Annotated in this window: 16 protein-coding genes and 1 pseudogene; 4 read left to right on the forward strand and 13 right to left on the reverse strand. The window is 68.5% G+C overall.

The genetic code is table 11. From position 1 onward, the window contains the following. Nucleotides 1-70 precede the first annotated feature (70 nt). Genes DDF62_RS18035 through DDF62_RS18045 form a run of 3 tightly spaced genes read right to left on the reverse strand, consistent with a single transcriptional unit; the run spans nucleotide 71 to nucleotide 5,876 of the window. On the reverse strand, nucleotides 71-1,498 hold the full coding sequence (locus DDF62_RS18035) for an efflux transporter outer membrane subunit (protein ID WP_116490659.1): 1,428 nt from the start codon (nucleotides 1,496-1,498) through the stop codon (nucleotides 71-73). Between the two features lie 7 nt (nucleotides 1,499-1,505). Beyond that, nucleotides 1,506-4,709: an efflux RND transporter permease subunit gene (locus tag DDF62_RS18040; RefSeq protein ID WP_116490383.1), complete on the reverse strand. Its 3,204-nt coding sequence runs from the start codon at nucleotides 4,707-4,709 to the stop codon at nucleotides 1,506-1,508. A gap of 12 nt (nucleotides 4,710-4,721) precedes the next feature. Then, on the reverse strand, nucleotides 4,722-5,876 hold the full coding sequence (locus DDF62_RS18045) for an efflux RND transporter periplasmic adaptor subunit (protein ID WP_116490384.1): 1,155 nt from the start codon (nucleotides 5,874-5,876) through the stop codon (nucleotides 4,722-4,724). 191 nt (nucleotides 5,877-6,067) lie between these two features. Between DDF62_RS18045 and DDF62_RS18050 the strand changes: the two genes are divergently transcribed. Then, nucleotides 6,068-6,664: a TetR/AcrR family transcriptional regulator gene (locus DDF62_RS18050; RefSeq protein ID WP_116490385.1), complete on the forward strand. Its 597-nt coding sequence runs from the start codon at nucleotides 6,068-6,070 to the stop codon at nucleotides 6,662-6,664. A 125-nt stretch (nucleotides 6,665-6,789) separates the two neighbouring features. On the opposite strand, the gene DDF62_RS18055 is transcribed toward DDF62_RS18050, so the two are convergent. The 3 genes from DDF62_RS18055 to DDF62_RS18065 all read right to left on the reverse strand — a co-directional run bounded on the left by DDF62_RS18055 (nucleotide 6,790) and on the right by DDF62_RS18065 (nucleotide 11,220). Further along, the gene (locus DDF62_RS18055; RefSeq protein ID WP_116490386.1) at nucleotides 6,790-7,668 is read right to left on the reverse strand and encodes a rhamnogalacturonan acetylesterase; all 879 of its coding nucleotides are present in this window, start codon (nucleotides 7,666-7,668) and stop codon (nucleotides 6,790-6,792) included. Nucleotides 7,669-7,831: 163 nt separating this feature from the next. Then, the gene (locus DDF62_RS18060) at nucleotides 7,832-9,463 is read right to left on the reverse strand and encodes a family 43 glycosylhydrolase (RefSeq protein WP_116490387.1); all 1,632 of its coding nucleotides are present in this window, start codon (nucleotides 9,461-9,463) and stop codon (nucleotides 7,832-7,834) included. Nucleotides 9,464-9,783: 320 nt separating this feature from the next. Beyond that, the gene (locus DDF62_RS18065; protein ID WP_116490388.1) at nucleotides 9,784-11,220 is read right to left on the reverse strand and encodes a sugar porter family MFS transporter; all 1,437 of its coding nucleotides are present in this window, start codon (nucleotides 11,218-11,220) and stop codon (nucleotides 9,784-9,786) included. Between the two features lie 401 nt (nucleotides 11,221-11,621). On the opposite strand from DDF62_RS18065, the gene DDF62_RS18070 reads away from it, so the two are divergent. Beyond that, nucleotides 11,622-13,787: an outer membrane beta-barrel family protein gene (locus DDF62_RS18070; RefSeq protein WP_116490389.1), complete on the forward strand. Its 2,166-nt coding sequence runs from the start codon at nucleotides 11,622-11,624 to the stop codon at nucleotides 13,785-13,787. 146 nt (nucleotides 13,788-13,933) lie between these two features. Here the strand turns inward: DDF62_RS18070 and DDF62_RS18075 are convergent, their stop codons facing one another. Both DDF62_RS18075 and DDF62_RS18080 read right to left on the reverse strand, forming a co-directional pair. Continuing rightward, nucleotides 13,934-14,902 (reverse strand): magnesium and cobalt transport protein CorA, encoded by a 969-nt coding sequence (locus tag DDF62_RS18075; RefSeq protein ID WP_116490390.1) that lies wholly within the window; start codon nucleotides 14,900-14,902, stop codon nucleotides 13,934-13,936. 195 nt (nucleotides 14,903-15,097) lie between these two features. Then, nucleotides 15,098-16,666, reverse strand: coding sequence for a GH39 family glycosyl hydrolase (locus DDF62_RS18080; protein ID WP_165832292.1), 1,569 nt, complete (start codon nucleotides 16,664-16,666; stop codon nucleotides 15,098-15,100). Nucleotides 16,667-16,684: 18 nt separating this feature from the next. On the opposite strand from DDF62_RS18080, the pseudogene DDF62_RS26735 reads away from it, so the two are divergent. Continuing rightward, nucleotides 16,685-16,775: pseudogene (locus DDF62_RS26735) on the forward strand (hypothetical protein); the annotation flags it as partial. A gap of 48 nt (nucleotides 16,776-16,823) precedes the next feature. Here the strand turns inward: DDF62_RS26735 and xylD are convergent. The 5 genes from xylD to DDF62_RS18105 all read right to left on the reverse strand — a co-directional run bounded on the left by xylD (nucleotide 16,824) and on the right by DDF62_RS18105 (nucleotide 22,770). Further along, on the reverse strand, nucleotides 16,824-18,617 hold the full coding sequence (gene xylD / locus DDF62_RS18085) for a xylonate dehydratase XylD (RefSeq protein ID WP_116490391.1): 1,794 nt from the start codon (nucleotides 18,615-18,617) through the stop codon (nucleotides 16,824-16,826). Further along, nucleotides 18,601-19,476, reverse strand: coding sequence for a D-xylonolactone lactonase (gene xylC / locus DDF62_RS18090; protein WP_116490392.1), 876 nt, complete (start codon nucleotides 19,474-19,476; stop codon nucleotides 18,601-18,603). Before xylC ends, xylD begins: the two co-directional genes overlap by 17 nt. A 124-nt stretch (nucleotides 19,477-19,600) precedes the next feature. After that, entirely contained in the window at nucleotides 19,601-20,347 is a 747-nt protein-coding gene (gene xylB, locus DDF62_RS18095; RefSeq protein WP_116490393.1) for a D-xylose 1-dehydrogenase, read from the reverse strand. Nucleotides 20,348-20,377: 30 nt separating this feature from the next. Then, nucleotides 20,378-21,532 (reverse strand): fumarylacetoacetate hydrolase family protein, encoded by a 1,155-nt coding sequence (locus tag DDF62_RS18100; protein WP_116490394.1) that lies wholly within the window; start codon nucleotides 21,530-21,532, stop codon nucleotides 20,378-20,380. A 182-nt stretch (nucleotides 21,533-21,714) separates the two neighbouring features. Next, entirely contained in the window at nucleotides 21,715-22,770 is a 1,056-nt protein-coding gene (locus DDF62_RS18105; protein WP_116490395.1) for a LacI family DNA-binding transcriptional regulator, read from the reverse strand. Between the two features lie 101 nt (nucleotides 22,771-22,871). On the opposite strand from DDF62_RS18105, the gene mobA reads away from it, so the two are divergent. After that, nucleotides 22,872-23,408, forward strand: coding sequence for a molybdenum cofactor guanylyltransferase (gene mobA, locus DDF62_RS18110; protein WP_116490396.1), 537 nt, complete (start codon nucleotides 22,872-22,874; stop codon nucleotides 23,406-23,408). Nucleotides 23,409-23,412 lie beyond the last annotated feature (4 nt).

Below are 23,412 nucleotides of genomic sequence, written 5' to 3' on the forward strand. Positions count from 1 at the left end.
CCGCCGCGATCAGCCCCGCACCGTCGCGCGGGGATCGGTGGGGGGAGGGGCCTTACCCTCCCCGATCAGGTCAGGACCCCTTGCCGGCGGGAGCGCCGCCGCCGAGGACCTTGTAGAGCGTGACCAGGTTGCTGGCCCGGGCCAGGCGCGCGTTGATCAGGCCCTGCTGGGCCGAATACTGCGTGCGCTGGGCGTCGAGCAGGACGAGCGAGCTGTCGACGCCGCGGTCGTAGCGCAGCTTGGTCAGGCGCGCGGTGTCGGCGGCGGCGGCGGCCACCCGTTCCTGGGCGGCCAGGCGGTCGCCGATCGTGGCCTGGGTGGCCAGGGCGTCGGAGACCTCGCGGAAGGCCGTCTGGACGGTCTTCTCATAGGTCGCCACGGCGATCTTCTGGCCGGCCTTGGCGCTGTCGAGCCCGGCCTTGTTGGCCCCGCCGGCGAAGATCGGCACGCTGATGCTGGGGGCGAAGCTCCAGCTCTTGGTGCCGCTCTTGAACAGGCCGTCGAGGTCGGCGCTGGCGCTGCCGTACGAGCCGGTCAGGCTGATGCGCGGGAAGAAGGCCGCGCGCGCCGCGCCGATGTTGGCGTTGGCGCCCATCAGGCTGTGCTCGGCGGCCAGCACGTCGGGACGACGGGTCAGCACGTCCGAGGCCACGCCCGCCGGCAGATCGGGAAGGATCTGGGCGGTGATCAGGCCGCCGGCCGGCTGCAGGTCGGCCGGAACTTCCGTACCGACCAACAGGCGCAGGGCGTTCCTGTCGCGCTCGACCTGGGCCGTGTAGGTGGCCACGTCGGCGCGGGCGGTCTCGGCCAGGGTCTGCGAAGTGCGCAGGTCCAGCTGCGATGCCGCGCCGACGTCGAACTGGCGCTGGGCCAGGCCGAGGCTGTCTTCACGGCTCTTCAGCGTGTCCTTGGCCAGGGCCAGCAGGTCCTGGTCGGCCGCCAGGGTCAGCCAGGCGTTGGCCGTCTCGGCGATCAGGCTGATCTGCGTCGCGCGGGCGGTCTCCTCGGTGGCCAGGTAGCTGTGCAGCGCCTGGTCCTTGAGGCTGCGCACGCGCCCGAAGATGTCGAGCTCGTACGAGGTGACGCCGACGGTGGCGTTGTAGTTCTCGATCTCCAGCGAGCCCGAGCCGCCGATCGCCGAGCCGAAGCCCGAGGCCGCCGTCGGGGTCTCGCTCTTGGTGCCCGAGAGCGTGCCGTTGACGGTCGGCAGCAGGGCCGCGCGCTGGATGCGGTAGGTGGCGCGGGCCTGCTCGATGTTGAGCACCGCGACCCGCAGGTCGCGGTTGTTGGCCAGGGCCAGGTCGATGGTCCCCGCCAGGCGGGGATCCTCGAACACCTGCTTCCAGGCGAGGTCGCCGGCCGAGGCCGTCTGGCCGTTGGCCGAAGCCGTGGGCCAGGTCGTGGCGACCGGCAGGGCCGGTCGCTCGTACTTGGGGGCCATGGTGCAGGCGGTCAGCGCGCTGGCCGCCAGCAGGGTGAGGGTGAGGTTACGAAGCATCATCGGTTTAAGCATTGTTGGGGCTTTCCACCGGAGCGGCGGGGGCCTCGTCGTGGTGACGGGGCTTGGGCTTGAAGATCCGTTCGACGATCACGAAGAACAGCGGGACGAAGAAGATCGCCAGGATGGTCGCCGACAGCATGCCGCCGATGACGCCCGTGCCGATCGCGTGCTGGCTGCCCGAACCGGCCCCGTTGGAGATCGCCAGCGGCAGAACGCCGAAGACGAAGGCCAGCGAGGTCATGATGATCGGACGCAGACGGATGCGGACGGCTTCCAGCGTGGCTTCCACCAGGTTGCCGGTGCGCTCGTAGATCTCCTTGGCGAACTCGACGATCAGGATGGCGTTCTTGGCCGCCAGGCCCATGGTCGTGAGCAGGCCCACCTGGAAGTAGATGTCGTTGGACAGGCCGCGCAGGGTGGTCGCCAGCAGGGCGCCGACGATGCCGAGCGGGATGACCATGATGACCGACAGCGGGATCGACCAGCTCTCGTAGAGGGCCGCCAGCAGCAGGAACACCACCAGGATCGAGATCGCGTACAGGGCCGGAGCCTGGTTGCCCGCTTCACGTTCCTGGGCCGACAGACCGGTCCATTCGAAGCCGATGCCGGCCGGCAGCTGGGCGGCGATCTTCTCCATGGCCGCCATCGCGTCGCCCGAGCTCTTGCCCGGGGCCGGAGCGCCCTGGATGTTCATCGACGACAGGCCGTTGTAGCGCTCCAGACGCGGCGAGCCGTAGACCCAGCGGGTCGTGGCGAAGGCCGAGAAGGGCACCATCTGGCCGCTGCTGTTGCGGACGTACCAGTTGTTCAGGTCTTCGGGCTTCATGCGGTAGGGCGCGTCGGCCTGCATGTAGACCTTCTTGACCCGGCCGCGGTCGATGAAGTCGTTGACGTACGAACCGCCCCACGCCGCGCTGAGCGCCGCGTTGATGTCGGCCGTGGTCAGGCCCATCGAGCCGGCCTTGGCCTGGTCGATGTCGATCTTCAGCTGCGGGGTGTCTTCCTGGCCGTTGGGACGCACGCCTACCAGGTTGGGATCCTGGCCAGCCATGCCCAGGACCTGGTTGCGGGCCGCGGTGAGGGCGTCATGGCCCACGCCGCCGATGTCCTGCAGCTGGAAGTCGAAGCCCGACGAGGTGCCCAGTTCCGGCACGGCCGGCGGCACGACGGCGAACACCATCGCATCGCGGATTTGCAGGAACTTGCCCATGGCCCGGCCGGCGACGGCCGGGGCCTTGAGGTTGGCGGCCTTGCGCTCGTCGAAGTCCTTCAGGCGGACGAAGGCCAGACCGGCGTTCTGGCCAGCGCCGCTGAAGCTGAAGCCCGAGACGGTGAACACCGACTGCACGGCGTCCTTCTCGTCGTCCATGAAGTGGCTGCGGACCTGGTCGAGGACGCTCAGGGTGCGTTCCTCGGTGGCGCCCGGCGGCAGCTGGACGAGGGTGATCATGATCCCCTGGTCTTCTTCCGGCAGGAAGGCGCTGGGCAGGCGGACGAACAGCAGGCCCATGACCAGGATGATCACGCCGTAGATGGCCATCCAGCGGACACTGCGGCCGAGGATCTTGCGAACCCCGCCCTGATAGCGTCCCGAGACGTCGTTGAAGCTGCGGTTGAACCAGTTGAAGAAGCGGTTGAAGAAGTTGATCACCGCACCGAGCGCGCCCGGATGATCGGTGCGCAGAGCCTCGCCGTGGGCGCGGTCATGCGGCTTCAGCATGGTGGCGCAGAGCGCCGGCGTCAGCACCAGGGCCACCACCACCGACAGCATCATCGCCGAGACGATGGTGATCGAGAACTGGCGGTAGATGACGCCTTGCGAACCGCTGAAGAAGGCCATCGGCACGAACACCGCCGACAGCACCAGCGCGATGCCGATCAGGGCGCCGGTGATCTCGCCCATCGACTTGCGGGTGGCCTCGACGGGGGAGAGGCCCTCCTCGCTCATCACCCGCTCGACGTTCTCGACCACGACGATGGCGTCGTCGACGAGCAGGCCGATGGCCAGCACGAGGCCGAACATGGTCAGGGTGTTGATGGAGTAGCCGAAGGCCGCGAGGATGCCGAAGGTGCCCAGAAGGACGACCGGGACGGCGATGGTCGGGATCAGGGTGGCGCGCCAGTTCTGCAGGAACAGGAACATGACGATGAAGACCAGGATGATGGCTTCGACCAGCGTCTTGATCACTTCGTGGATCGACAGTTCCACGAACGGCGTGGAGTCGTAGGGAACGACGTACTTGTAGCCGGCCGGGAAGGTCTTCTCGAGCGTGGCCATCTGCTCCTTAACCGCCTTGGCGGTGTCCAGAGCGTTGGCGCCCGGGGCCAGGCGGATGGCCAGGCCCGCGGCCGGACGGCCGTTGAACTTCGCGGTCGAGACGTAGCTTTCGGCGCCCAGCTCGACGCGGGCGACGTCGCGCAGGCGGACCAGGGCCCCGCCCGTGCTGTTCTTGACGATGATGTTCTCGAACTCTTCGGGCGTCTGCAGGCGCGACTGGGCCGTGATCGTGGCGTTCAGGCCCGTGCCCGGCAGGTTGGGCGTGCCGCCCAGCTGGCCGGCCGAGACCTGCGCGTTCTGGGCCTGGATGGCCGTCGACACGTCCGAAGGCGTCAGGCTGTAGGACGACAGCTTGTTCGGGGCGAGCCAGATGCGCATGGCGTACTGGGCGCCGAACAGCTGCACTTCGCCGACGCCGTCGACGCGGCTCAGCGGGTCCTGGATGTTGGACGCGATGTAGTCGGCCAGGTCGGTGTTGGTGGTGGCGTCGTTCTCCGAATAGAGGCCGACGACCATCATGAAGTTACGGGCCGACTTGGCGACCGTCAGGCCTTGCTGCTGCACTTCCTGCGGCAGCAGGGCGGTGGCGGTCTGCAGCTTGTTCTGGACCTGCACCTGGGCGATGTCGATGTCGGTGCCGGCCTTGAAGGTCAGGGTGACCGTGGCCGAACCCGAGCTGTCGCTGGTCGACGACATGTAATCCAGGCCGTCGAGGCCCTTCATCTTCTGTTCGATGACCTGGGTGACGCTGTCCTCGACCGTCTTGGCCGAGGCGCCCGGATAGTTGGCGGAGACCGAGACCTGCGGCAGGGCGATCTCGGGATATTGCGCGATCGGCAGCGTGCGGATGGCGAGCGCCCCCGCCAGCATGATCACGATCGCGACCACCCATGCGAAGATGGGTCTGTCGATGAAGAAACGGGACAGCATTGTGGGCCGGCCTTAGCGTTGAGCGGTGATGACGGCGGCCTTCACGGGCGCGCCAGGACGGACCTTCTGCAGGCCTTCGACGATGACCTGGTCGCCGACCTTCAGGCCGGAGGTGACCAGCCACTTGTCGCCGACGGTCTGGCCGACGGTGATCGGACGGATCTCGGCCACGCCCTTGGCGCCGACCACGGTGACCGTGGCGTTGCCCTTGGGGTCGCGGCTGACGCCGGCCTGCGGGATCAGCACGCCGTTGGAGGCCACGCCCTTGCCCAGGGTGGCGCGGACGTACATGCCCGGCAGCAGGGCGCCGTTGGGGTTGTCGAAGGTGGCGCGCAGGCCGAACGAGCCGGTGGTCTGGTCGACGGTGACGTCGGCGAACTCCAGGCGGCCCTGGACCGGGTAGGTCGAGCCGTCTTCCAGCTTCAGGCTGACCTGGGTCGAGCCCGAGCGGCCCAGCTGGCCGCCGGCCAAGTCGCGCTGCAGCTGCAGCAGCTCGGCCGACGACTGGGTCAGGTCGACATAGACCTTGTCGAGGTTCTGGATGGTGGCCAGGGCCGTGGTCTGGGTGGCCGTGACCAGGGCGCCGGGGGTCACCGAACTCTTGCCGATGCGGCCCGAGATCGGGGCGACCACGCGGGTCCAGCCCAGGTTGATGCGGGCGGTCTCGACCGCGGCCTTCTGGGCGGCGACGTTGGCGGCGGCCTGCTGGGCGGCGGCCTGAGCGTCGTCGTTGTCCTGCTTGGAGACGGCGTTGACCGCGACCAGTTCCTTGTAGCGGTCGGCCTTCAGCTTGGCGGCGGTGTAGGTCGCCTGGGCCTGGGCCAGGCCAGCCTGGGCGCTGTTGACCTGGGCCTGGAAGGTCGCCGGCTCGATCTGGTAGAGCGGCTGGCCGGCGCGGACGTAGGAGCCTTCCTGGAACAGGCGGGCCTTGACGATGCCGCCGACCTGCGGACGCACTTCCGAGACCAGGTAGGCCGAGGTGCGGCCTTGCAGTTCGCTGGTCAGGGTCACCGGCTCGGTCTTCACGACCACCACGCCGACGGGCGTGGGGCCGCCCGCGCCCATGCCGCCCGCGGCTCCGCCCTTGCCTTGCCCGCAGGCGGCGAGGGTGAGCGAGACAGCCGCCAGAAGAACCGCCGAAGCGGCGAGCGGACGTTTGATAGCCATGGATATCCCCGGAGCGACAGGCTGCCGCAGGGGGGGAGGTCCCCTTGACGACGCGCCTATGATGAACAATTTGAGAATGAACGTTCATTCTCAATTGCGCTGGACATAGGCCCGGGGTAAGGCGAAGTCAACACCCCGTCCTGTCGGCCCAGTTGACCTGACGGAAATGTAATGGAGAACGGGACCGCTCGATGGTCGACGTGAGTTCAAACGCCAAGCCGACGCCCGAGGCGCGGCGGCAACAGATTCTGGATGCGGCCTGCGACGTGGTGCGCCAGGCCGGCTTCCATGGCGCCAGCATGGCCGAGATCGCCAAGGCCGCGGGCCTGAGCGTGGGCCAGATCTATCGCTACTTCGAGAACAAGGAAGCCATGGTCGCGGCGATCGTCGCCCAGGACCTGGCCGAGATGCGCGAGAAGTTCGCCGAGCTGGAAAGCCGGCCGGGCACGCTGCTCGACGCCATGCTCGACCACATCGATGAGGCGGTCAGCAAGTGCTACGACCCGCGCCGCGCGCCGCTGGTGCTGGAGGTGATGGCCGAGGCCTCGCGCAATCCCAAGGTCGCCGCGATCGTCCGCGCCGCCGACGACCAGGAACGCGCCCTGGCCAGCCAGATGCTGGAGCGCAGCCGCAAGCCCGAATGGAGCGACGCGGAGTTCGCCGCCCGCACCGAGCTGATCGGCGCGATGTTCGACGGCCTGGTGATCCGCAGCGTCAATCACCCCGAGCAGGACCGCCAGGCCATGGCCACGGTCATGAAGTCGGTCCTGGCCTGCCTTCTGGGGTAAGCGGTTTCCTTCGTGCGTCCTTCGAGGCCCGCTTGCGCGGGCGCCTCAGGATGAGGAAGTCGGTGCGATAGCGTCCTCATCCTGAGGTGCGATCCGAAGGGGAGCCTCGAAGGACGCAGGGCGCCTTACGGCACCAGGTAGCGCCGCAGCGCCGGTACCGCGACGGCAAGCTCGTCGGTGACGATCTTGGAGAAGTAGTCGGCGCCGTCGCGGCCCAGGTGGGTGTAGTCGAACGACAGCTTGGCCTGGCCCATCGGCTCGACGGCGGCGTTGTTCTGGGCCTGGGCGGCCGGAGCGGGCGCAGCGCCCGGCGTGGCGAGGACCGCCTGCTGGGCGCTGATCGTGGTGCCGGTCTTCGCGGCGGCCAGAACCTCCGGCGGGGGCGGCTGCTGGGCGAACCGGGTGGCTTCCGCCGCGCCCATGGCCTGGACGGCGGCGTAGGACTTGGCGTGCAGGTCGACCAGCGGGGTCCTGGTATCGGCCGCCACCTTGCGGGTGGCCTCGGCCCAGGGACCCAGGTCGTCGATCAGCTTGCCGTCCTTGAACTGCCGGCGGGTCAGCGGCGTGACAAGCACCGGCTTGCCGCCGGCGGCGCGGACCTCTTCCACATAGCGCTTGAGGTTGGCGGGGTACTCGGTGACGAGGTCGGTCGAGCGGCCCGGCTTGCCCGGCTGGTCGTTGTGGCCGAACTGGATCAGCACATAGGTGTCCTGGAAGCCGCCGGCGCCGATCTCCTTCATGGCCAGCCGCCACGAGCCCTCGGTGCGGTAGTTGCCGCTGGAGCGGCCGCCGCGCGCCAGGTTGATGCAGGCGGCGAACGAGGTGACGTGCTGGCCGCAGAAGCTGGGCCCCCAGCCGCCGATCACGGCGGTGGTCGAGTCGCCGATCAGCACGACCTTCACCGCGCGGAACATCGGCGGCTCGGCTTCGGGCGCGGGCGCCTGGGCGTGGGCGGCCATGGGGGCGGTCGCCAGGGCGGCGGCGAGGAGGAGGGGGTTGAGCATGATCAAAGCTCCAGGCAATGAGGATGCTCCCCCTGTGGGGGAGCTGTCGCGGAGCGACTGAGGGGGGAGTGGCTGCGAAGCCGGCTCTGCCAGCGGCGGCTGAAAACGGCCCCCCTCCGGCCCTTCGGGCCACCTCCCCCAGAGGGGGAGGATCTTGCTGGCCTCAGTCCAGCGCGCGGTACTTGAAGTTCCGGAACCGAGCCGAGCCCTTGCCGGCGGCGTAGATCCCTGGCTTCAGCATCAGGAAGCCGCCGCGCACATTGTGGTGGTAGCCGCTGACCTCCATGCCGCGGTCGAACCGCTTCCAGGTCTTGCCGCCGTCGCCCGACGTGTGGAAGGCGACGATGTGGCGGTTGTTGCGCAGGCGCATGAGCATCCGCGAGCCGTGCGGGTTTGCCGGCCGCCCGCGCTCGATGCCGTACTGGTGGGTGACGAAGTTCTTGGCGTCGAAGCCCAGGCCGCAATAGAGCTGGCGGTCGTAGAACAGGATCAGGCCGGCGCGGGTCTCCGGATCGATCTCGACCTCGCACTCGATCTCATAGGCCTGGTCGCCGTTGACGAAGATCAGCGGCGAGCCCGTCGACGGGGCCTCGCCCGCGCCCTTCAGGGTCAGCACGCCGTTCGCGCGGCTGATGCGGTCCTGCTCGCCCGGCTTGGGATCGAAGAAGTTCCACTGCACGCCGTACTTGTCGGTCGAGAAGTCGTCCGACAGCGCCATGCCGTGCGGCACGACCTTGCCGCCTTTGGGCTTGCGGATCGGCTTGGCGAGATCGCCGCCGCCGATGTCGAACCAGCCGTCCCTGGTCCAGGTGACCGGGGCCAGCAGCGTCTGGCGGCCCAGGGTCCAGAAGCCGTTCTCGTAGCCGTGATAGACGCTCCACCACTCGCCGCCCGAGCCCTCGACCAGGGTGGCGTGGCCGCGCGACCACCACTTCTCGGCGTTGTCGACGGTGCGCACCAGCGGGTTCTTCGGATGGTTCTCCCACGGGCCGCCCAGCGATTTCGCCCGCGCGGCGATGACCATGTGGCCGGTCGGCGGGCCGGCCGTGCCGCCCACGGCGGTGATCATGTAGAACCAGTCGCCCTTCTTCATGACCTTGGGGCCCTCGGGCGAGAAGCCCTCGACGTCCCAGTCGTCGGGATAGCGCCAGGGATTGTAGACGTGCTCGGGCTTGCCCACTGTCGACAGGCCGTCGGGCGCCAGCTTGATGCGGTCGCCGCCCGACAGGAACAGCCAGCGCTCGCCGTTCTCGTCGACGATGTGGCCGGGGTCGATGTAGCCGAGCAGCTTCAGGTCGATCGGCTCGGACCACGGACCCTCGATCCTGTCGGCCCAGATCACGTAGCTGGTGTTGTTCTTGGGGAACTTGGCCGGGATGTAGAGGTAGTAGCGGCCCTCGTGCTTGCACAGCTCCGGCGCCCAGACCGAACCGATGTTGGTCTTCAGGGCCGGACCCACCGGCGCCCAGTTCACCAGGTCCTTGCTGTGCCAGATCAACAGGCCCGGATAGGCGTCGAACGACGAGTGGGTCATGTAGTAGTCGTCGCCGTCCTTGAGGATCGACGGGTCGGGCCGGTCGCCGGCCAGGATCGGATTGAGGAAAGTCCCGTCGCCCAGGTCGGCCTTGCGCTGGCCTTCGACGCCCTTGGTCCAGGTGGGGCCTGTCTTGGGCTTGGCGGGCAGGGATCCGACGCCTTGCGCCGTGGCGGCTGAGGGCAGGGCGGCGGCGGCCGCTCCAGTCAGAAGCGAGCCCCCAGTCAGCAACAGGGCTCCGCGTCGGCTGAGGTCGGCCATCGATATTCCTTCCCGGGTACTGGCCGCGCGAACTGACGCCGCGTCGGCTTGTTACCGGTCACTTAAGCGGCGGATCGCCGCTTTGTCTACCGGTGTCATTGCCCATTTTCATACGATAACGCTGTCAGAGGCGCGGGCAAAAGAAAACGCCCGGGAGCGGGGCTCCCGGGCGTTTGTCTGTCCCGGATCCTCCCCCTATGGGGGAGGTGTCGCCGAAGGCGACGGTGGGGGGAGGTTTTCAGCCGCCGAGGCGCTGGCCTGCTTCCCCCCACCGACCGCTTCGCGGTCGCCTCCCCCACATGGGGAGGTTCTTTTCGACCCTACCCCTCCATCGCTTCCAGCTCCTTGCCGCGGGTCTCGTGGATCAGCTTCTGGACCAGGAAGAACGAGACCACGGCGCTGACGGCATAGAAGCCGTAGGTCGCCGCCAGGCTCATCTTGGCCATGGCCGGGAAGCTGAACGAGATGGCGAAGTTGGCGATCCATTGGGCGAAGCCGGCGACGGCCAGGGCCGAACCGCGCATCTGGTTGGGGAACATCTCGCCCAGCATGACCCACATGACCGGGCCCCAGGAGAGGTTGAAGAAGATCACGTAGAGGTTGGCGGCGACCAGGGCGATCGGGCCGACGCTGCCGTCCAGGTGCAGGGCGCCGTTGACCGTGGTGGCGGTCGAGAAGCACCAGGTCAGGACGCCCAGGGTCACGGCCATGCCGGCCGAGCCGATCAGCAGCAGCGGCTTGCGGCCGATGCGGTCGATCAGGGCGATGGCGGCCAGGCAGGCCAGGATCGACAGGGCGCCCGACAGGATGTTGATCTTCAGGCTGTCGTCCTCGGTGAAGCCCACCGACTGCCACAGCACCGAGCCGTAGTAGAAGACGATGTTGATGCCGACGAACTGCTGGAAGATCGCCAGGACCAGGCCGGCCCACAGGATCGGACGGATCTTCCTGGTCACCGGGTCGAGCAGGTCGGAGAACTTCGGCTTGTGGTCGGCGCTCAGCGAGGCGCGGATCTCGGCGACCTTGGCCGCGCCCGTGCCCGGGCCGAACAGGCGCGAGAGAATGGCTTCGGCCTTGGCGTCCTGGCCCTTGGCGACCAGGTAGCGCGGGCTTTCCGGGATGGTCAGCAGGGCGAAGAAGAACACGCCGGCCGGGATCACCTGCATCCAGAACATCCAGCGCCAGGCGGGCAGGCCCAGCCAGAAGTCGGCGGTCGAGCTGCCGGCGGTGTGGGCCAGCACGTAGTTGGCCACGAACGCGCCGGTGAGGCCGGTGATGATCATGATCTGCTGCACCGACGACAGGCGGCCGCGGATGTTGGCCGGGGTCACTTCCGAGATGTAGACCGGGCACAGCACGGAGGCCGCGCCGACGCCCAGGCCGCCGATCAGGCGGAAGATCACGAAGATGGTCGAGGTGTGGGCGGCGCCCGTGCCCAGGGCGCTGATCACGAACAGCAGGGCCGAGATGATCATCACCGTGCGGCGGCCCCACACGTCGGCCAGGCGGCCGGCGGCGAAAGCGCCGATGGCGCAGCCGATCAGGATGGCGGCGACGTTCAGGCCGGTGCCGAACTCGGTCAGCTTGAAGGCGCTGTTGAGGCCTTCCTGCGTGCCGTTGATGACGCCGCTGTCGTAGCCGAACATGAAGCCGCCGATGGTGGCCACGGCCACGATGGCGGCGACGAAGGCCATGTTCACCTTCGCGCCGTCGGCGCTCATGCCGGCGCTTGGCCCGGCGCTGGAAACTGATGCCACTGGAGTCCTCCCCGAACTGGCCCTTAAGGGGCCTGCTTTGATCCCTAACGCGCCCCCGCAGGGACCTTAGTTGCCGGCGACCTTAGTGTTACCGGTATCAGCGCGCAAGCGGCGGTTTTTGCGGGATTCCCGCCGCGACCGCCGCCGCTTCGCCGGGCGATAGTGTCAGGTCCGGCGGCGGTCGCAAGGGGCGATGGCAACGTTGTCATTTTCGGACTCGTCCGCGGGACGAGGAGGTGGGCTCCAGCCGTTGCGCCGGCGCCACGCCGGGCGGCGCCAATGCAACATTGCCGAAAAGAAATTTGCCCCGGAAAGCCGGCCGCGCTTTACCGCTGGAGGTCGAGACCAGCGCGGACCGTCCGCTCGCGGCGCCTCGACGAGCCTGCCTCGGGGGACGCGCCTTGCGCCTGAAGACCATCCTTTTCTCCGCCGCCGCCATCGTCGCGACGCCTTGCCTGGCCTTGGCCCAGACGGCGGCCCCGGCCGCCGCCCAGGGGGGGCCGAGCGCGGCTCCGAAGAGCGCGCCCGCCGCCGTCGAAGGCGTCACCGTCACCGGCGACGGCGCGGCCATGCGCAGCTCGATCGACCGCCGCAGCTACAGCGTCTCCAACGATCTTTCGGCCCGCACCGGCTCGATCGCCGACGCCCTGCGCAACATTCCCTCGGTCGAGGTCGACGTGCAGGGCAATGTCAGCCTGCGCGGCGACAGCAACGTCACCATCCTGATCGACGGCAAGCCGTCGGGCATGTTCAACGGCGACGGCCGCGGCGACGCCTTGCAGGCCATGCCGGCCGACCAGATCGACCGCGTCGAGGTGATGACCAATCCATCGGCCGCCTTCCGCCCTGACGGCACGGCCGGGATCATCAACCTGGTCACCAAGCAAACCCGCAAGCCGGGCGCCACCGGCACGCTGCGGGCCAACGCCAGCACCGACGGCCGCTACAACGGCGGCGTCAGCGGCAACTACGTCAACGGCAAGCTGACCCTGTCGGGCGACGCCGGCTTCCGCCACGAACAGCAGAAGGCCTGGCAGACCATCGACCGCACCACGGCGGCCGGGACCAGCAGCCAGGACGGCGTCTTCGAGAACGACGGCGACATGGTCAACCTGCGCGGCGGGATCGACTACGACCTGACCCCGAAAGACCGCCTGAGCGGCGAGGTCCGCTATCGCCGCATGCAGTTCGACACCACCGGCGACGAGACCTACGAGACCACGGGCGCCTTCCCCGACTACACGCGCGCCACCGACGCGGCGATGAAGCGCGACAACAAGGCCGTCAGCGCCGACTGGCGTCACCAGTTCAAGGGCTCCGAGCACCAGCTGACGGCGCACCTGGAGTACGAGAAGACCGACTTCTCGCGCAATTCCACGGCCTTCACCGACTACAGCGCGGGCGCCGACGCCTACGAGCTGTTCGGCTTCGGCGCTGACCAGGAGCGGACCAACTTCAAGACCGACTACGCCCGGCCCAATGTCGGCGGCGGCACGCTGAAGACCGGTCTCGACTTCGAATGGGTCAAGAACGACTACGACAACCACGGCTCCACCGGGCCGTCGCTGGGCGCCCAGACGCTCGACCCGGCCCGCACCAACCGCTTCCTGTTCGACCAGGACGTCTATGCCGGTTACGTGACCTACGAGAAGGCGTTCGGCGACTTCACCGCCCAGGGCGGCCTGCGCGCCGAGCAGGTGCAGATCAACGGTAACCAGGTGACCGGCGGCCAGACCTTCGAGAACGACTACTTCAAGGTCTATCCCAGCCTGCACCTGGGCTACACGGTCAACGAGAACAACACCTTCAAGGGCAGCTATAGCCGCCGCGTCCAGCGCCCGCAGGTGCAGGACCTGAACCCCTATCGTATCTACCAGGACCCGCAGAACTACCGGGCGGGCAACCCCTACCTGAAGCCGCAGGTCACCGACTCGTTCGAGCTGGGCTGGCAGTACCGCAAGGGCCCGGCCTACTATCTGGCGACGGCCTACTACCGCAGCAGCGAGGGCGTGGTCACCGACGTGGTCCGCGATCTGGGCGACGGCGTGCTGCTGACCACGCGCGAGAACCTCAACAAGAGCCGCAACGGCGGTCTCGAGCTGGTGGCCAACGGCCGCCTGACGCCGAAGATCACCTACAACGTCAGCGCCAACGCCTTCTGGAACGAGATCGACGCGGGCAACCTCGGCTTCTCCGGCACGCGCTCGGCCACCACGCTGTCGGGCCGCGCCAACGTCAACTGGCAGGCGACCCCGAAGGACTTCTTCCAGATCAACGCCTTCACCTCGGGCAAGCGCCTGACCCCGCAGGGCCACCGCGAGCCGTTCCAGATGGTCAATCTGGGCTACCGCCGGAAGGTCAACGACAAGCTGTCGTTCGTGGTGACCGTGCAGGACGCGCTGGACAGCTTCGAGGACAAGGCCGTCACCGACGCGCCGACCCTGAAGGACGTCACCCTGCGCACGGCCAATGTGCGGGCGATCTTCTTCGGCTTCACCTGGAACTTCGGCGGCGGCAAGCCGCGGCCGGAACAGTTCGACTTCGGCTCTGGCGCGGTCGGGGGCTGAGAGTAGATCCTCCCCCCTCTGGGGGAGGTGGCCCGTAGGGCCGGAGGGGGGACGTTTTCAGCTTTCGGTGTGTTAGCCGGTTGCGCGACAACTCCCCCCTCAGCCGGCTTCGCCGACAGCTCCCCCTTCAGGGGGAGCATCTGGCCTTACAGCCACCTTGCCTTCTTGAAGCGCCGATAGAGCAGGGCGCAGACCACGCCGATGACGCCCAGGACCAGCGGATAGCCGAAGGTCCATTTCAGTTCCGGCATGTGTTCGAAGTTCATGCCGTAGACGCCAGCGACGGCGGTGGGCACGGCCAGCATGGCGGCCCAGGCGGCCAGTTGGCGGGTGATGACGCCCTGGCGCTGCTGCTCCAGCAGCGAACTGACCTCGAACACCGAATTGAGCACCTCGCCCAGGCCGGCGATCAGCAGGTCCACGCGCGCGACGTGGTCGCGGATGTCGCGGAAATAGGGCTTCACCTCGGGATCGATGCACGGCGTCTCGTGATGCTCGAGATAGCCGGCGACCTGGGCCATGGGCCCCAGCAGCCGCAGGAACTTGGTCAGCTCGCGGCGCAGGGTGAACAGGCGGGTGATCTCGGCCCGGCTGAGGAAGGCGTCCAGCGCCCGCCGTTCCATCTCGGCCAGCTCGTCCTCGATGGCGTCGACCACCGGCAGGTAGCCGTCGACGATGAAGTCGAGCACGGCGTGCAGCACATAGTCGCCGCCATGGGCCAGCAGGGCGGGCATGGCCTCCAGGTGGGCGCGCAGCTCCAGGTGGGCGCGGGCCGAGCCGTGGCGGACGCTGATCAGGAAATGCGGGCCGACGAAGATGTCGGTCTCGCCGAAGACGATGCGGCTTTCGACCATCTGGGCGGTCTTGGCGACCACGAACAGCTGGTTGCCGTAGATGTCGACCTTGGGCATCTGCCGCGCGTGCAGGGCGTCCTCGACGGCCAGCGGGTGCAGGTCGAAGCGCTCCTGCAGGATGCGCAGTTCGTCCTCGGTGGGATCGACCAGGCCGATCCACACGAATTCGCCGTCACGCGGCGCCAGGCTGCCTGGATCGTCGAGCCGGATATCCCGGACCCGCTTTCCGTCGACATAGGCGTAGGCGGCGACGACGCTCATGAGGGCTCCTGCGTTGCAGGTTCGCAGATGGCGTGAACGGCGCGCGGGGGCAAGGGCCAGATCCTCCCCCTGAAGGGGGAGGTGGCCCGGAGGGCCGGAGGGGGAAGTGCCCGGTGAGGTTACGGCAATCACTTCCGCCGAAGTCACTTCCCCCTCAGTCGCTTCGCGACAGCTCCCCCTTCAGGGGGAGCATCTTCAAACCGGCTCCAGCGTCACCAGCACCAGGTCGTTCTGGCGCAGGGCGAAATCGAGCGTGGCGAGGCCGTCCTTGCCGACGGTGACCGTGCGATCGATCTCGGGCTTGTCGGCGGTCAGGGCCTGCAGCTTGCCGATCTGGTCCGGCGTCAGGCTCTTGGGCATGCCCAGCTCGATATAGGCGGTGTAGGCGTCGTTGGCGCGGAAGCCGGTGCGCTGGGCCCGCAGGCGGTAGCGGCCGGGCTTCAGGCCGGCGACGCTCAGCGCCGCGCCAGGCGCCTCGGCGGCCGGCTGAACCTTGGTGAAGTAGGAGCGGTTGCTGGTCGGCTGCACCGGCTGGCTGAAGTCCCAGACCAGGGCGGCGACCTTGCCGCCGTCCACCGAGGCGAGAACGCTATTGTCCGTAGACGGAACTTCCTTGCCGCGCAGGGCCGCCAGGTACTTGTAGGCGAACCACGAGGGCTTGCGGACGCCCTCCGGATTCATCAGGCCAAAGCCGCCCTGGAACGGCGCGGTGGGCGGGCCGGGCTCTTCGAAGAGGTCGCTGTAGGTCCAGTAGCTCATGCCCTGGACGATCCCTTTGACGCCCTTCAGCTTGGCCAGGATGTAGGCGGCGCTGTGATAGCTGTCGTGCACCGGGTCGCGCGGCGTGTAGCTGGTGCTCCATTCGGTGAAGTAGAGCGGCAGGCCCGGATAGGCCGAGGCCTCGATCTCGGCGCGCACCTTGCGTACGTCGCCGATGACGGCGTCGGGATTGGCCGACAGCTTGGTGTCGTCCTTGCCGTTTTCGTCGAGGAAGCCGCCCTCGACGCCATAGGTGTGGGTGGTGACGAAGTCGACCGCCGCGCCATTGGCCTTGCAGTAGGCCAGGAACTCCGGAACCCAGGCCGCGCCCGCCGTCGACGGACCGCCGACACGCAAGGTCGGGTCGATCGCCTTGATGGTCTTGGCGGTCAGGGCATAGAGGTCGAAATAGACCTTCTGGTCGGCCTTCTCCCAGAAGCCGTCGAGATTGGGCTCGTTCCAGACCTCGAAGAACCAGGTGCGAACCTCGGCCTCGCCGTAGCGGCCGCGCAGGTGTTTGACGAACGCGTCGATCAGGTGGGCCCAGGGCTCGAACTGCGGGTGGGAGGTGTTGCCCTTCCACCAGAAGATCGTCAGGTCCGAGGTCTTCATGGCCTCGGGCGTGAAGCCCAGCTCGATGAAGGGCTTGAGGCCCATGGCCAGCAGGCGGTCGTACAGCTGGTCGATCTTGGTCCAGTCATAGACGATCTTGCCGTCGGCGCCTTTCTTCACCGTGCCCAGCACGTCGTGGAAGATGGCGTGGAAGCGGATGTAGCGGAACTTCAGCTCGTCGGACGCCGTCTTCAGCTGGGCCAGGCTGTCTTCGCGCAGCAGGGTGCCCGGATAGTCCGAGCCGATCGACAGATCGAAGAAGCGGTCGACGGGCTGGGTGGCCTTGGCCAGGTCCAGCGCGATGGTCCGCTTGGCCGCGCCTGCGAAGGCGGGCAGGGAAGGCAGCGCTGTCAGGCTGGCGATGGTGGCCATCAGTCGGCGGCGCGAGAACATGGGCGTCTTCCTTCCTTTTTGACCCATTCAGTTCGTCATCCCGGCCGCAGCGAAGCGGAGAGCCGGGACCCAGGGGCGAGCGGCAGTGCGGCGGCCCCTGGGTCCCGGATAAGCCCTTCGGGCTTTCCGGGATGACGCGCGTGGGGTGTCTCTTGGGTCAGTGATTGTGCCTGGGCAGCTTGGACGCCAGGTCCTGGTACTTCACGGCGAATTCAAGCACCCCGCCGGTGTCGAGCTGGCTGGCGTGGGCGCGGTAGATCTCCTGCCAGGGGGTCATGGTCGCCGGCACGGCCGGGATTCCCTCCTTGCGGCGTTCGGCGATCACGGCCTCGTCCACCAGCGCGTCGCAGCGGCCGGTGTTGATGTCGATACGGATCACATCGCCGGTCCGCAGCCACGACAGGCCCCCGCCCACCGCGCTCTCGGGCGAGGCGTTGAGGATCGAGGGGCTGTCGGCGGTGCCCGACTGGCGCCCGTCGCCCAGGGTGGGCAGGCTCATGATCCCCTTCTTCAGCAGGTGATCCGGCGGCTGCATGTTCACGACCTCGGCCGAACCGGGCCAGCCGATCGGCCCCGCGCCGCGGATGACGAGGATGCAGCTTTCGTCGATGTTCAGGGCCGGGTCGTTGATGCGGGCGTGGTAGTCGTCCGAACCGTCGAAGACGATGGCGCGGGCCTCGAAAACGCCTTCCTGGCCCGGCTTGGACAGGTAGCGCTCGCGGAAGTCGGCGCCGATGACGCTGGCCTTCATGATCGCGAAGTCGAACAGGTTGCCGCGCAGAACGAGGAAACCCGCCTTTTCCGCCAAGGGCTCGGCATAGGGGAAGATCACCTCGCGGTCGTTGGTCTCACGCCCTTGCAGGTTCTCGCCCATGGTCTTGCCGGTGACGGTCAGCACGTCGCCATGCAGGCGGCCCTGCTGCAACAGCTCCCACAGCACCGCCGGTGCGCCGCCGGCCCGGTGGAAGCGCTCGCCCAGGTACTTGCCGGCCGGCTGCATGTTGACGATCAGCGGGATGTCGTAGGCCGCCCGCCAGTCGTCGGCGGTGATCTCGAGCCCAGCATGCCGCGCCATGGCGGCGATATGGGGCTGGGCGTTGGTCGAGCCGCCGGCCGCCGCCACCAGGGCGATGGCGTTCTCGAAGGCCTTCCTGGTCAGGATGTCGAGCGGTTTGACGTCGTCATAGGCCAGGTCGACGATCCGCTGGCCGGTGCGATAGGCCATCTGGCCGCGCTCGCGGTACGGGGCGGGGATCGCCGCGCAGCCGGTCAGCGACAGGCCAAGCGCCTCGGCCACGGCGTTCATGGTCGAGGCCGTGCCCATGGTGTTGCAGTGGCCCGCCGAGGAGGCCGAGGAGGCCGCGCGCTCGATGAACTCGTTCTCGTCGATCTCGCCGGCCGCCAGCTTGCGGCGCGAGCGCCAGATCACTGTGCCCGAACCGACCAGCTCGCCCTCGTGCCAGCCGTCCAGCATCGGGCCGCCAGACAGGACGATGGCCGGGATGTTGACCGTGGTGGCGGCCATGATGCCGGCCGGCGTGGTCTTGTCGCAGCCGGTGGTCAGCACCACGGCGTCGATCGGATAGCCGTGCAGGGTCTCGACGAGGCCCAGGTACGACAGGTTCCGGTCCAGCGCCGCCGTCGGGCGGCGGCAGTTCTCGAAGATCGGGTGGACCGGGAACTCCATCGGAATGCCGCCAGCGTCGCGGATGCCGTCGCGCACCCGGGTCACCAGGTCCAGGTGGATGCGGTTGCACGGCGAGATGTCGCTGCCGGTCTGGGCGATGCCGATGATCGGCTTGCCGCTGCGCAGCTCTTCCGGGGTGATCCCGTAGTTCATGAAGCGCTCCAGGTAGAGCGCGGTCATGTCGATGTGGTCGGGGTTGTCGAACCAGTCGCGCGAGCGGAACCGGCGCGGCGTACGGCTCGAAACGTTATTGGCGGAGGTCAAGGCGCACCTCGTATTGGGGCTGCCCGGCGACGTCGACGGGCAGGGCGAACAGGCCCCCGCAGAGCGGGGCGGCGGCGAGCTGCTCGTCGCTCAGGCCTTTGCGGGCGGTGGTGAAGTAGAGGGTCTTCAGGTCCGGTCCGCCAAAACACGGCTTGGTGACGTTGATGGCCGGCAGCTCGACGCGCCGCACGACCTGGCCTTCCGGCGAGATGCGGATGGCGCCGCGACCGCCCCACAGGGCCGTCCAGACGAAGCCTTCGGCGTCGACCACCGAGCCGTCGGGCCAGGCGTCGTCGATCGTCAGGCGGAAGAACTCGCGCTTGTTCGACAGGCCGCCGTCTTCGCCGACGTCGAAGGCCCAGATTACCTTTCCGAGGGTGTCGGTGTGGTAGAAGGTCGCCCCGTCCGGCGAGACGGCCGGGCCGTTGGTGATGCAGATGCCGGCGTCGTGCCGGGTCAGCGAGCCGTCGGCTTCCAGCCGGTACAGCGCGCCGCTGTCGGCTTCTTCCGCGTCATGCATGGTGCCGAACCACAGGCGGCCTTCCGCGTCGACCGTGGAGTCGTTGGGACGGTTGTCGAGGCTGGCGTCCTCGATTTCCGAGATGAAGGTGAAGCCCAGTTCCGGCGTGAAGTGGTGCAGGCCGCTCTTGAGGCCGGCGACGAAGCCGCCGCCGACGCGCGGCGCGACGAAGGTCACCTGGCCGGGCGAGTCCCAGCTGGCGGTCTCGCCGGTGGCCGGGGTGTAGCGGTGGACCCTGTGGCCCTTGATGTCGACGAACCAGACGGCGTCGCCATGCCAGATCGGCCCTTCGCCGAGCGTGGCCTTCAGGTCCCAGACGCAGGTGGGGGCAGCGGACATTTTGGTCTTCCCGTGGGCCCGCCCTCGTCCTTCGACAAGCTCAGGATGAGGGCTATTTCAGTCTTCGCAGTAGAAACCCTCATCCTGAGCTTGTCGAAGGACGAGGGTTTCGGTCCCGCTCAGCTTATCGCCAGCCGGCGTCGATCCAGTATTCGTGGCCGGTGCACAGGCTGCCGTCGTCCGAGGCCAGGAACAGAACCAGCGAGGCGACGTTGGCCGGCAGGATGCGGCCCTTGACGGCCTGGGCCTTGACGATCTCGGCCTCGCCCTCGGGCGTGTACCACTTCTCCTGGCGCTTGGTCTTGACGTTGCCCGGCACCACGCAGGTGACGCGGATGTCGTCGGGGCCCAGCTCGCGGGCCAGGGCGCGGGTCATGCCCTCGATGCCGGCCTTGGCGGTTTCGTAGAGGACGAGGTCCTCCAGGCCCAGGTGCCAGCTGATCGAGCCGAAGTTGATGATCGCGCCGCCGCCGCGGGCCTTCATGCCGGGGGCCGCGGCCTGGGCGCAGAACAGCATGTGACGCAGGTTCACGTTGATGCGGTTGTCCCAGTAGGCCGGGGTCACGTCGGCCAGGCTGTGACGGTCGTCGTTGCCGGCGTTGTTGACCAGCACGTCGATCGGGCCGGTCTCGGCGAAGAACGCCTTCACGGCTTCGAGGTCGGTCAGGTCGACCGGCTTGAACACCGGCTTGATGGCGGCGTCCGCAAGCTCGGCGACCAGGGCTTGCGAGTCCTCGACGGCGATATCGACGAAGATCACTTCCGCCCCTTGGCGCGCGAAAGCGGTGGTGATGCCCGCGCCGATGCCGGAGCCGCCGCCGGTGATGACGACGCGCTTGCCCTGGAGGCTGGGATAGATGGCAGAGGACATGCGCTTACGCCTGGAAAGAGGAAACGAGGGTCACAGCAGGCCGCGGCCGGCCAGGTTGCGGATCAGGGCCGAGATGCCGAAGGTCCAGGGCTTGGCCTGGTCGCAGGTGGTCACCTCGTTCTCGAGCACGCCCAGCTTGGGGGTCGAGACGCGGACGCGGTCGCCGATCTTATGGGTGAAGCCCTGGCCGGGAGCGTCGCGGTCCTGGATCGGGGCGAACATGGTGCCCAGGAACAGCACGAAGCCGTCCGGATACTGGTGCTGCTTGCCATAGGCCTGACCGGCCAGCACGGCCGGATCGCGGCTGATCAGGCTCATGTTCGACTTGCCGTCGAGCACGAAGTCGTCGCGGCCGGTGATCTTCAGCTCGACCTCGGCGCTGCGCACTTCGTCGAGGCTGAACGAGGCGTCGAACAGGCGGAAGAACGGACCGATCGAGCAGGAGGCGTTGTTGTCCTTGGCCTTGCTGAGCAGCAGGGCCGAGCGGCCCTCGAAGTCGCGCAGGTTGACGTCGTTGCCCAGCGACGCGCCGCGGATCTCGCCCGAGCCGTCGACCAGCAGCACGACTTCCGGCTCGGGGTTGTTCCAGTGGCTGTCCTTGCGGACGCCGACCTGGTCGCCCCAGCCCATCGACGACAGCGTCGGGCCCTTGGTGAAGATTTCGGCGTCGGGGCCGATGGCCACTTCCAGGTACTGCGACCACAGGCCGTCGGCGACGAGCGCCTCCTTGAGGCGCGCGGCGCCTTCCGAGCCCGGCTCGACGCTCTTGAGGTCGCCGCCCATGCGATCGGACAGCTGCTGGCGGATTTCCAGGGCCTTGGCGGCGTCGCCGCGGGCGCGCTCCTCGATCACCCGTTCCAGGGTCGAGACGGCGAAGGTGACGCCGGCGGCCTTCAGGCATTGCAAGTCGACGGGGGCCAGCAGCTTGGCCGGCGCATTGCCCTGCGGGTCGTCCCAGACGGGGCGCAGGTCCAGCTTCTCCAGCGGACCCTTGTCCAGGCCGCGCGGGATGGCGTCACCCGGGGCGTAGGCGTTCATCAGGTCGGCGACGGTGGGGGCGATCTTGCTGACGTCCTCGACGTGGCCGCCGCGGATCAGGACGGGGGTCGGGCCCTGGCCAAAGTCGATGCGGCCCAGAAGGGTCGCTTCCCGCCAGTCCTCGGGAAGGTATTGTGTCACGCCCACCGCGTTTTCTCCCTTTCGCGCGGGCAGGGATCGTCGCCCCGCCGCCACGCTTCGTAACTCCATGACTTGTTAGCGCTAACATGTGCGGGGGCGCAAGGGAGTTGTCTGACAACTCAAAACTCATGCCTGCCGACACGCGGTCGCGCCGCAACGAGCCCACCTCTCCCTCTGGGAGAGGGGATCTAGGTCGGCGCCGGACCCGCCGAGTCCCGCACGATCAGGGTGTGGGGATGCATCAACTGCCGCGGCTCGCCCGTGCCGTCGCGGTGGCGGCGGATCTCTTCCAGCACCAGGTCGACGGCGGCGCGGGCCATGGCGGCGATGGGCTGGTGGACGGTGGTCAGGGCCGGCCAGATGTTGGCGGCGATCGAGGTGTCGTCGAAGCCGACGATCGAGACGTCGCCGGGCACGTCGAGGCCCAGGCGGTGCGCCAGACCGGCGGTGGCGGCGGCCATGTCGTCGTTGGCGGCGAAGATCGCCGTCGGGCGCTCCTTGACGTTCAGCAGCCGTTCGGCCGCCTCCAGGCCCGAGCGGTAGGTGAAGTAGCCCTGCTCGACGCGGACGTCCTCCTGCGGGATCCCGGCCGCCTTCAGGGCGGTCATGAAGCCGTCCATCCGCTGCTGGCTGACCGTCTGGTTGGGGTGGCCCTTGATGAAGCCGAAGCGCTTGTGGCCCAGGGCCAGCAGGTGCTGGGTCAGCTCGAAGGCGGCCGCCTCGTTATCGATGCGGATGGTGGCCATGTCGCTGCTGGCCGTGCCCGGCGCGACGGCCACGGCGGCGGCGCCGGCGGCCTTCACCTCGGCCAGCACGGTCTGGGATTCGCACAGCGGCGGCGGCAGGATCAGGCCGTCGACGCCGGTCTTCAGCAGGCGGGCCAGGGTGGCGCCGGCCAGCTCCGGCTCGGCGCATTTCTCGATGACGATCTGCGAGCCGGTGCGGCTGCTCTCGTCGAGGGCGCCGACCAGGAACTCCGACAGGTAGCCGGTCGAGGGGTTGTCGTAGAGCAGGCCGATGCGGAACGGGGCGCTGCCCGCCAGGCTGCGGGCGGCCGGGTTGGGGGCGTAATTCAGCTCGGCGATGGCCTGCTCGACCAGCGCCCGCGTCTCTTCCTTGACGGTGGCCTCGCGGTTGATGACCCGCGAGACGGTCATCGGCGACACGCCGGCGCGGGCCGCGACGTCGCGGATCGTCGCGCTCTGGCTGCTGCGCCGCCGGGTGCGCTCGGTGCGTTCGTTCATACTGAAAAGTCCGTCCCTTTTGGGCGAGTCTAGACCGTTTCTCGCGCCAGGGGGAAGCGGGGCCTTGGTCGAGCCTCCCGGCAAGGCGTAGGGAAGGGGGCATGAACACGCGTGAAGCCCGCCTGGGCGCCATCATTCTCTGCGGCGGCGGCTCGGTTCGGATGGGGCGAGACAAGGCCCTGATCGACTGGGGCGGCGTGCGGGCCGTCGATCGCGTGGCGGCCCTGGCGCGGGCCGCCGGCGCCGAGACGGTGCTTACGGCCGGGCGCGACTACGGCCTGGATTGGGTCCCCGATCCGCAGGAAGGCGCGGGCCCGGTCGGCGGCGTGCTGGCCGGCGCGGCGGCGCTGCGGGCGCGCGGCTGCGATCGGGCCCTGGTGCTGGCGGTCGATGCGCCGACCCTGACGGTGGACGATCTCGCGCCGCTGCTGGCGACGGAGCGAGGCGGGACGTTCGAGGTTTCGCCGGTGCCGATGGTGCTGCCGCTGGACGCCCTGCCGGAGGGGGCGCAGGCGGGCTGGCCGCTGCGACGGCTGGTGGAGCGGGCGGGGCTTGCGGTGCTGGAATGTCCCGAAGAGGCGAAGGCGCGGTTGCTGGGCGCCAATACGCCGCAGGAGCGCGATCGGCTTAGGCCGTAACCCC

This window comes from Caulobacter radicis (genome assembly GCF_003094615.1).
GTDB lineage: Bacteria > Pseudomonadota > Alphaproteobacteria > Caulobacterales > Caulobacteraceae > Caulobacter > Caulobacter radicis.

Excerpts from the sequence above, each read along its gene's own strand:
- DDF62_RS18035 (WP_116490659.1), bottom strand. The coding sequence starts at position 1,498 with ATGCTTCGTAACCTCACCCTCACCCTGCTGGCGGCCAGCGCGCTGACC.
- DDF62_RS18040 (WP_116490383.1), bottom strand. The coding sequence starts at position 4,709 with ATGCTGTCCCGTTTCTTCATCGACAGACCCATCTTCGCATGGGTGGTC.
- DDF62_RS18045 (WP_116490384.1), bottom strand. The coding sequence starts at position 5,876 with ATGGCTATCAAACGTCCGCTCGCCGCTTCGGCGGTTCTTCTGGCGGCT.
- DDF62_RS18050 (WP_116490385.1), top strand. The coding sequence starts at position 6,068 with ATGGTCGACGTGAGTTCAAACGCCAAGCCGACGCCCGAGGCGCGGCGG.
- DDF62_RS18055 (WP_116490386.1), bottom strand. The coding sequence starts at position 7,668 with ATGCTCAACCCCCTCCTCCTCGCCGCCGCCCTGGCGACCGCCCCCATG.
- DDF62_RS18060 (WP_116490387.1), bottom strand. The coding sequence starts at position 9,463 with ATGGCCGACCTCAGCCGACGCGGAGCCCTGTTGCTGACTGGGGGCTCG.
- DDF62_RS18075 (WP_116490390.1), bottom strand. The coding sequence starts at position 14,902 with ATGAGCGTCGTCGCCGCCTACGCCTATGTCGACGGAAAGCGGGTCCGG.
- DDF62_RS18080 (WP_165832292.1), bottom strand. The coding sequence starts at position 16,666 with ATGTTCTCGCGCCGCCGACTGATGGCCACCATCGCCAGCCTGACAGCG.
- xylC (WP_116490392.1), bottom strand. The coding sequence starts at position 19,476 with ATGTCCGCTGCCCCCACCTGCGTCTGGGACCTGAAGGCCACGCTCGGC.
- xylB (WP_116490393.1), bottom strand. The coding sequence starts at position 20,347 with ATGTCCTCTGCCATCTATCCCAGCCTCCAGGGCAAGCGCGTCGTCATC.
- DDF62_RS18105 (WP_116490395.1), bottom strand. The coding sequence starts at position 22,770 with ATGAACGAACGCACCGAGCGCACCCGGCGGCGCAGCAGCCAGAGCGCG.
- mobA (WP_116490396.1), top strand. The coding sequence starts at position 22,872 with ATGAACACGCGTGAAGCCCGCCTGGGCGCCATCATTCTCTGCGGCGGC.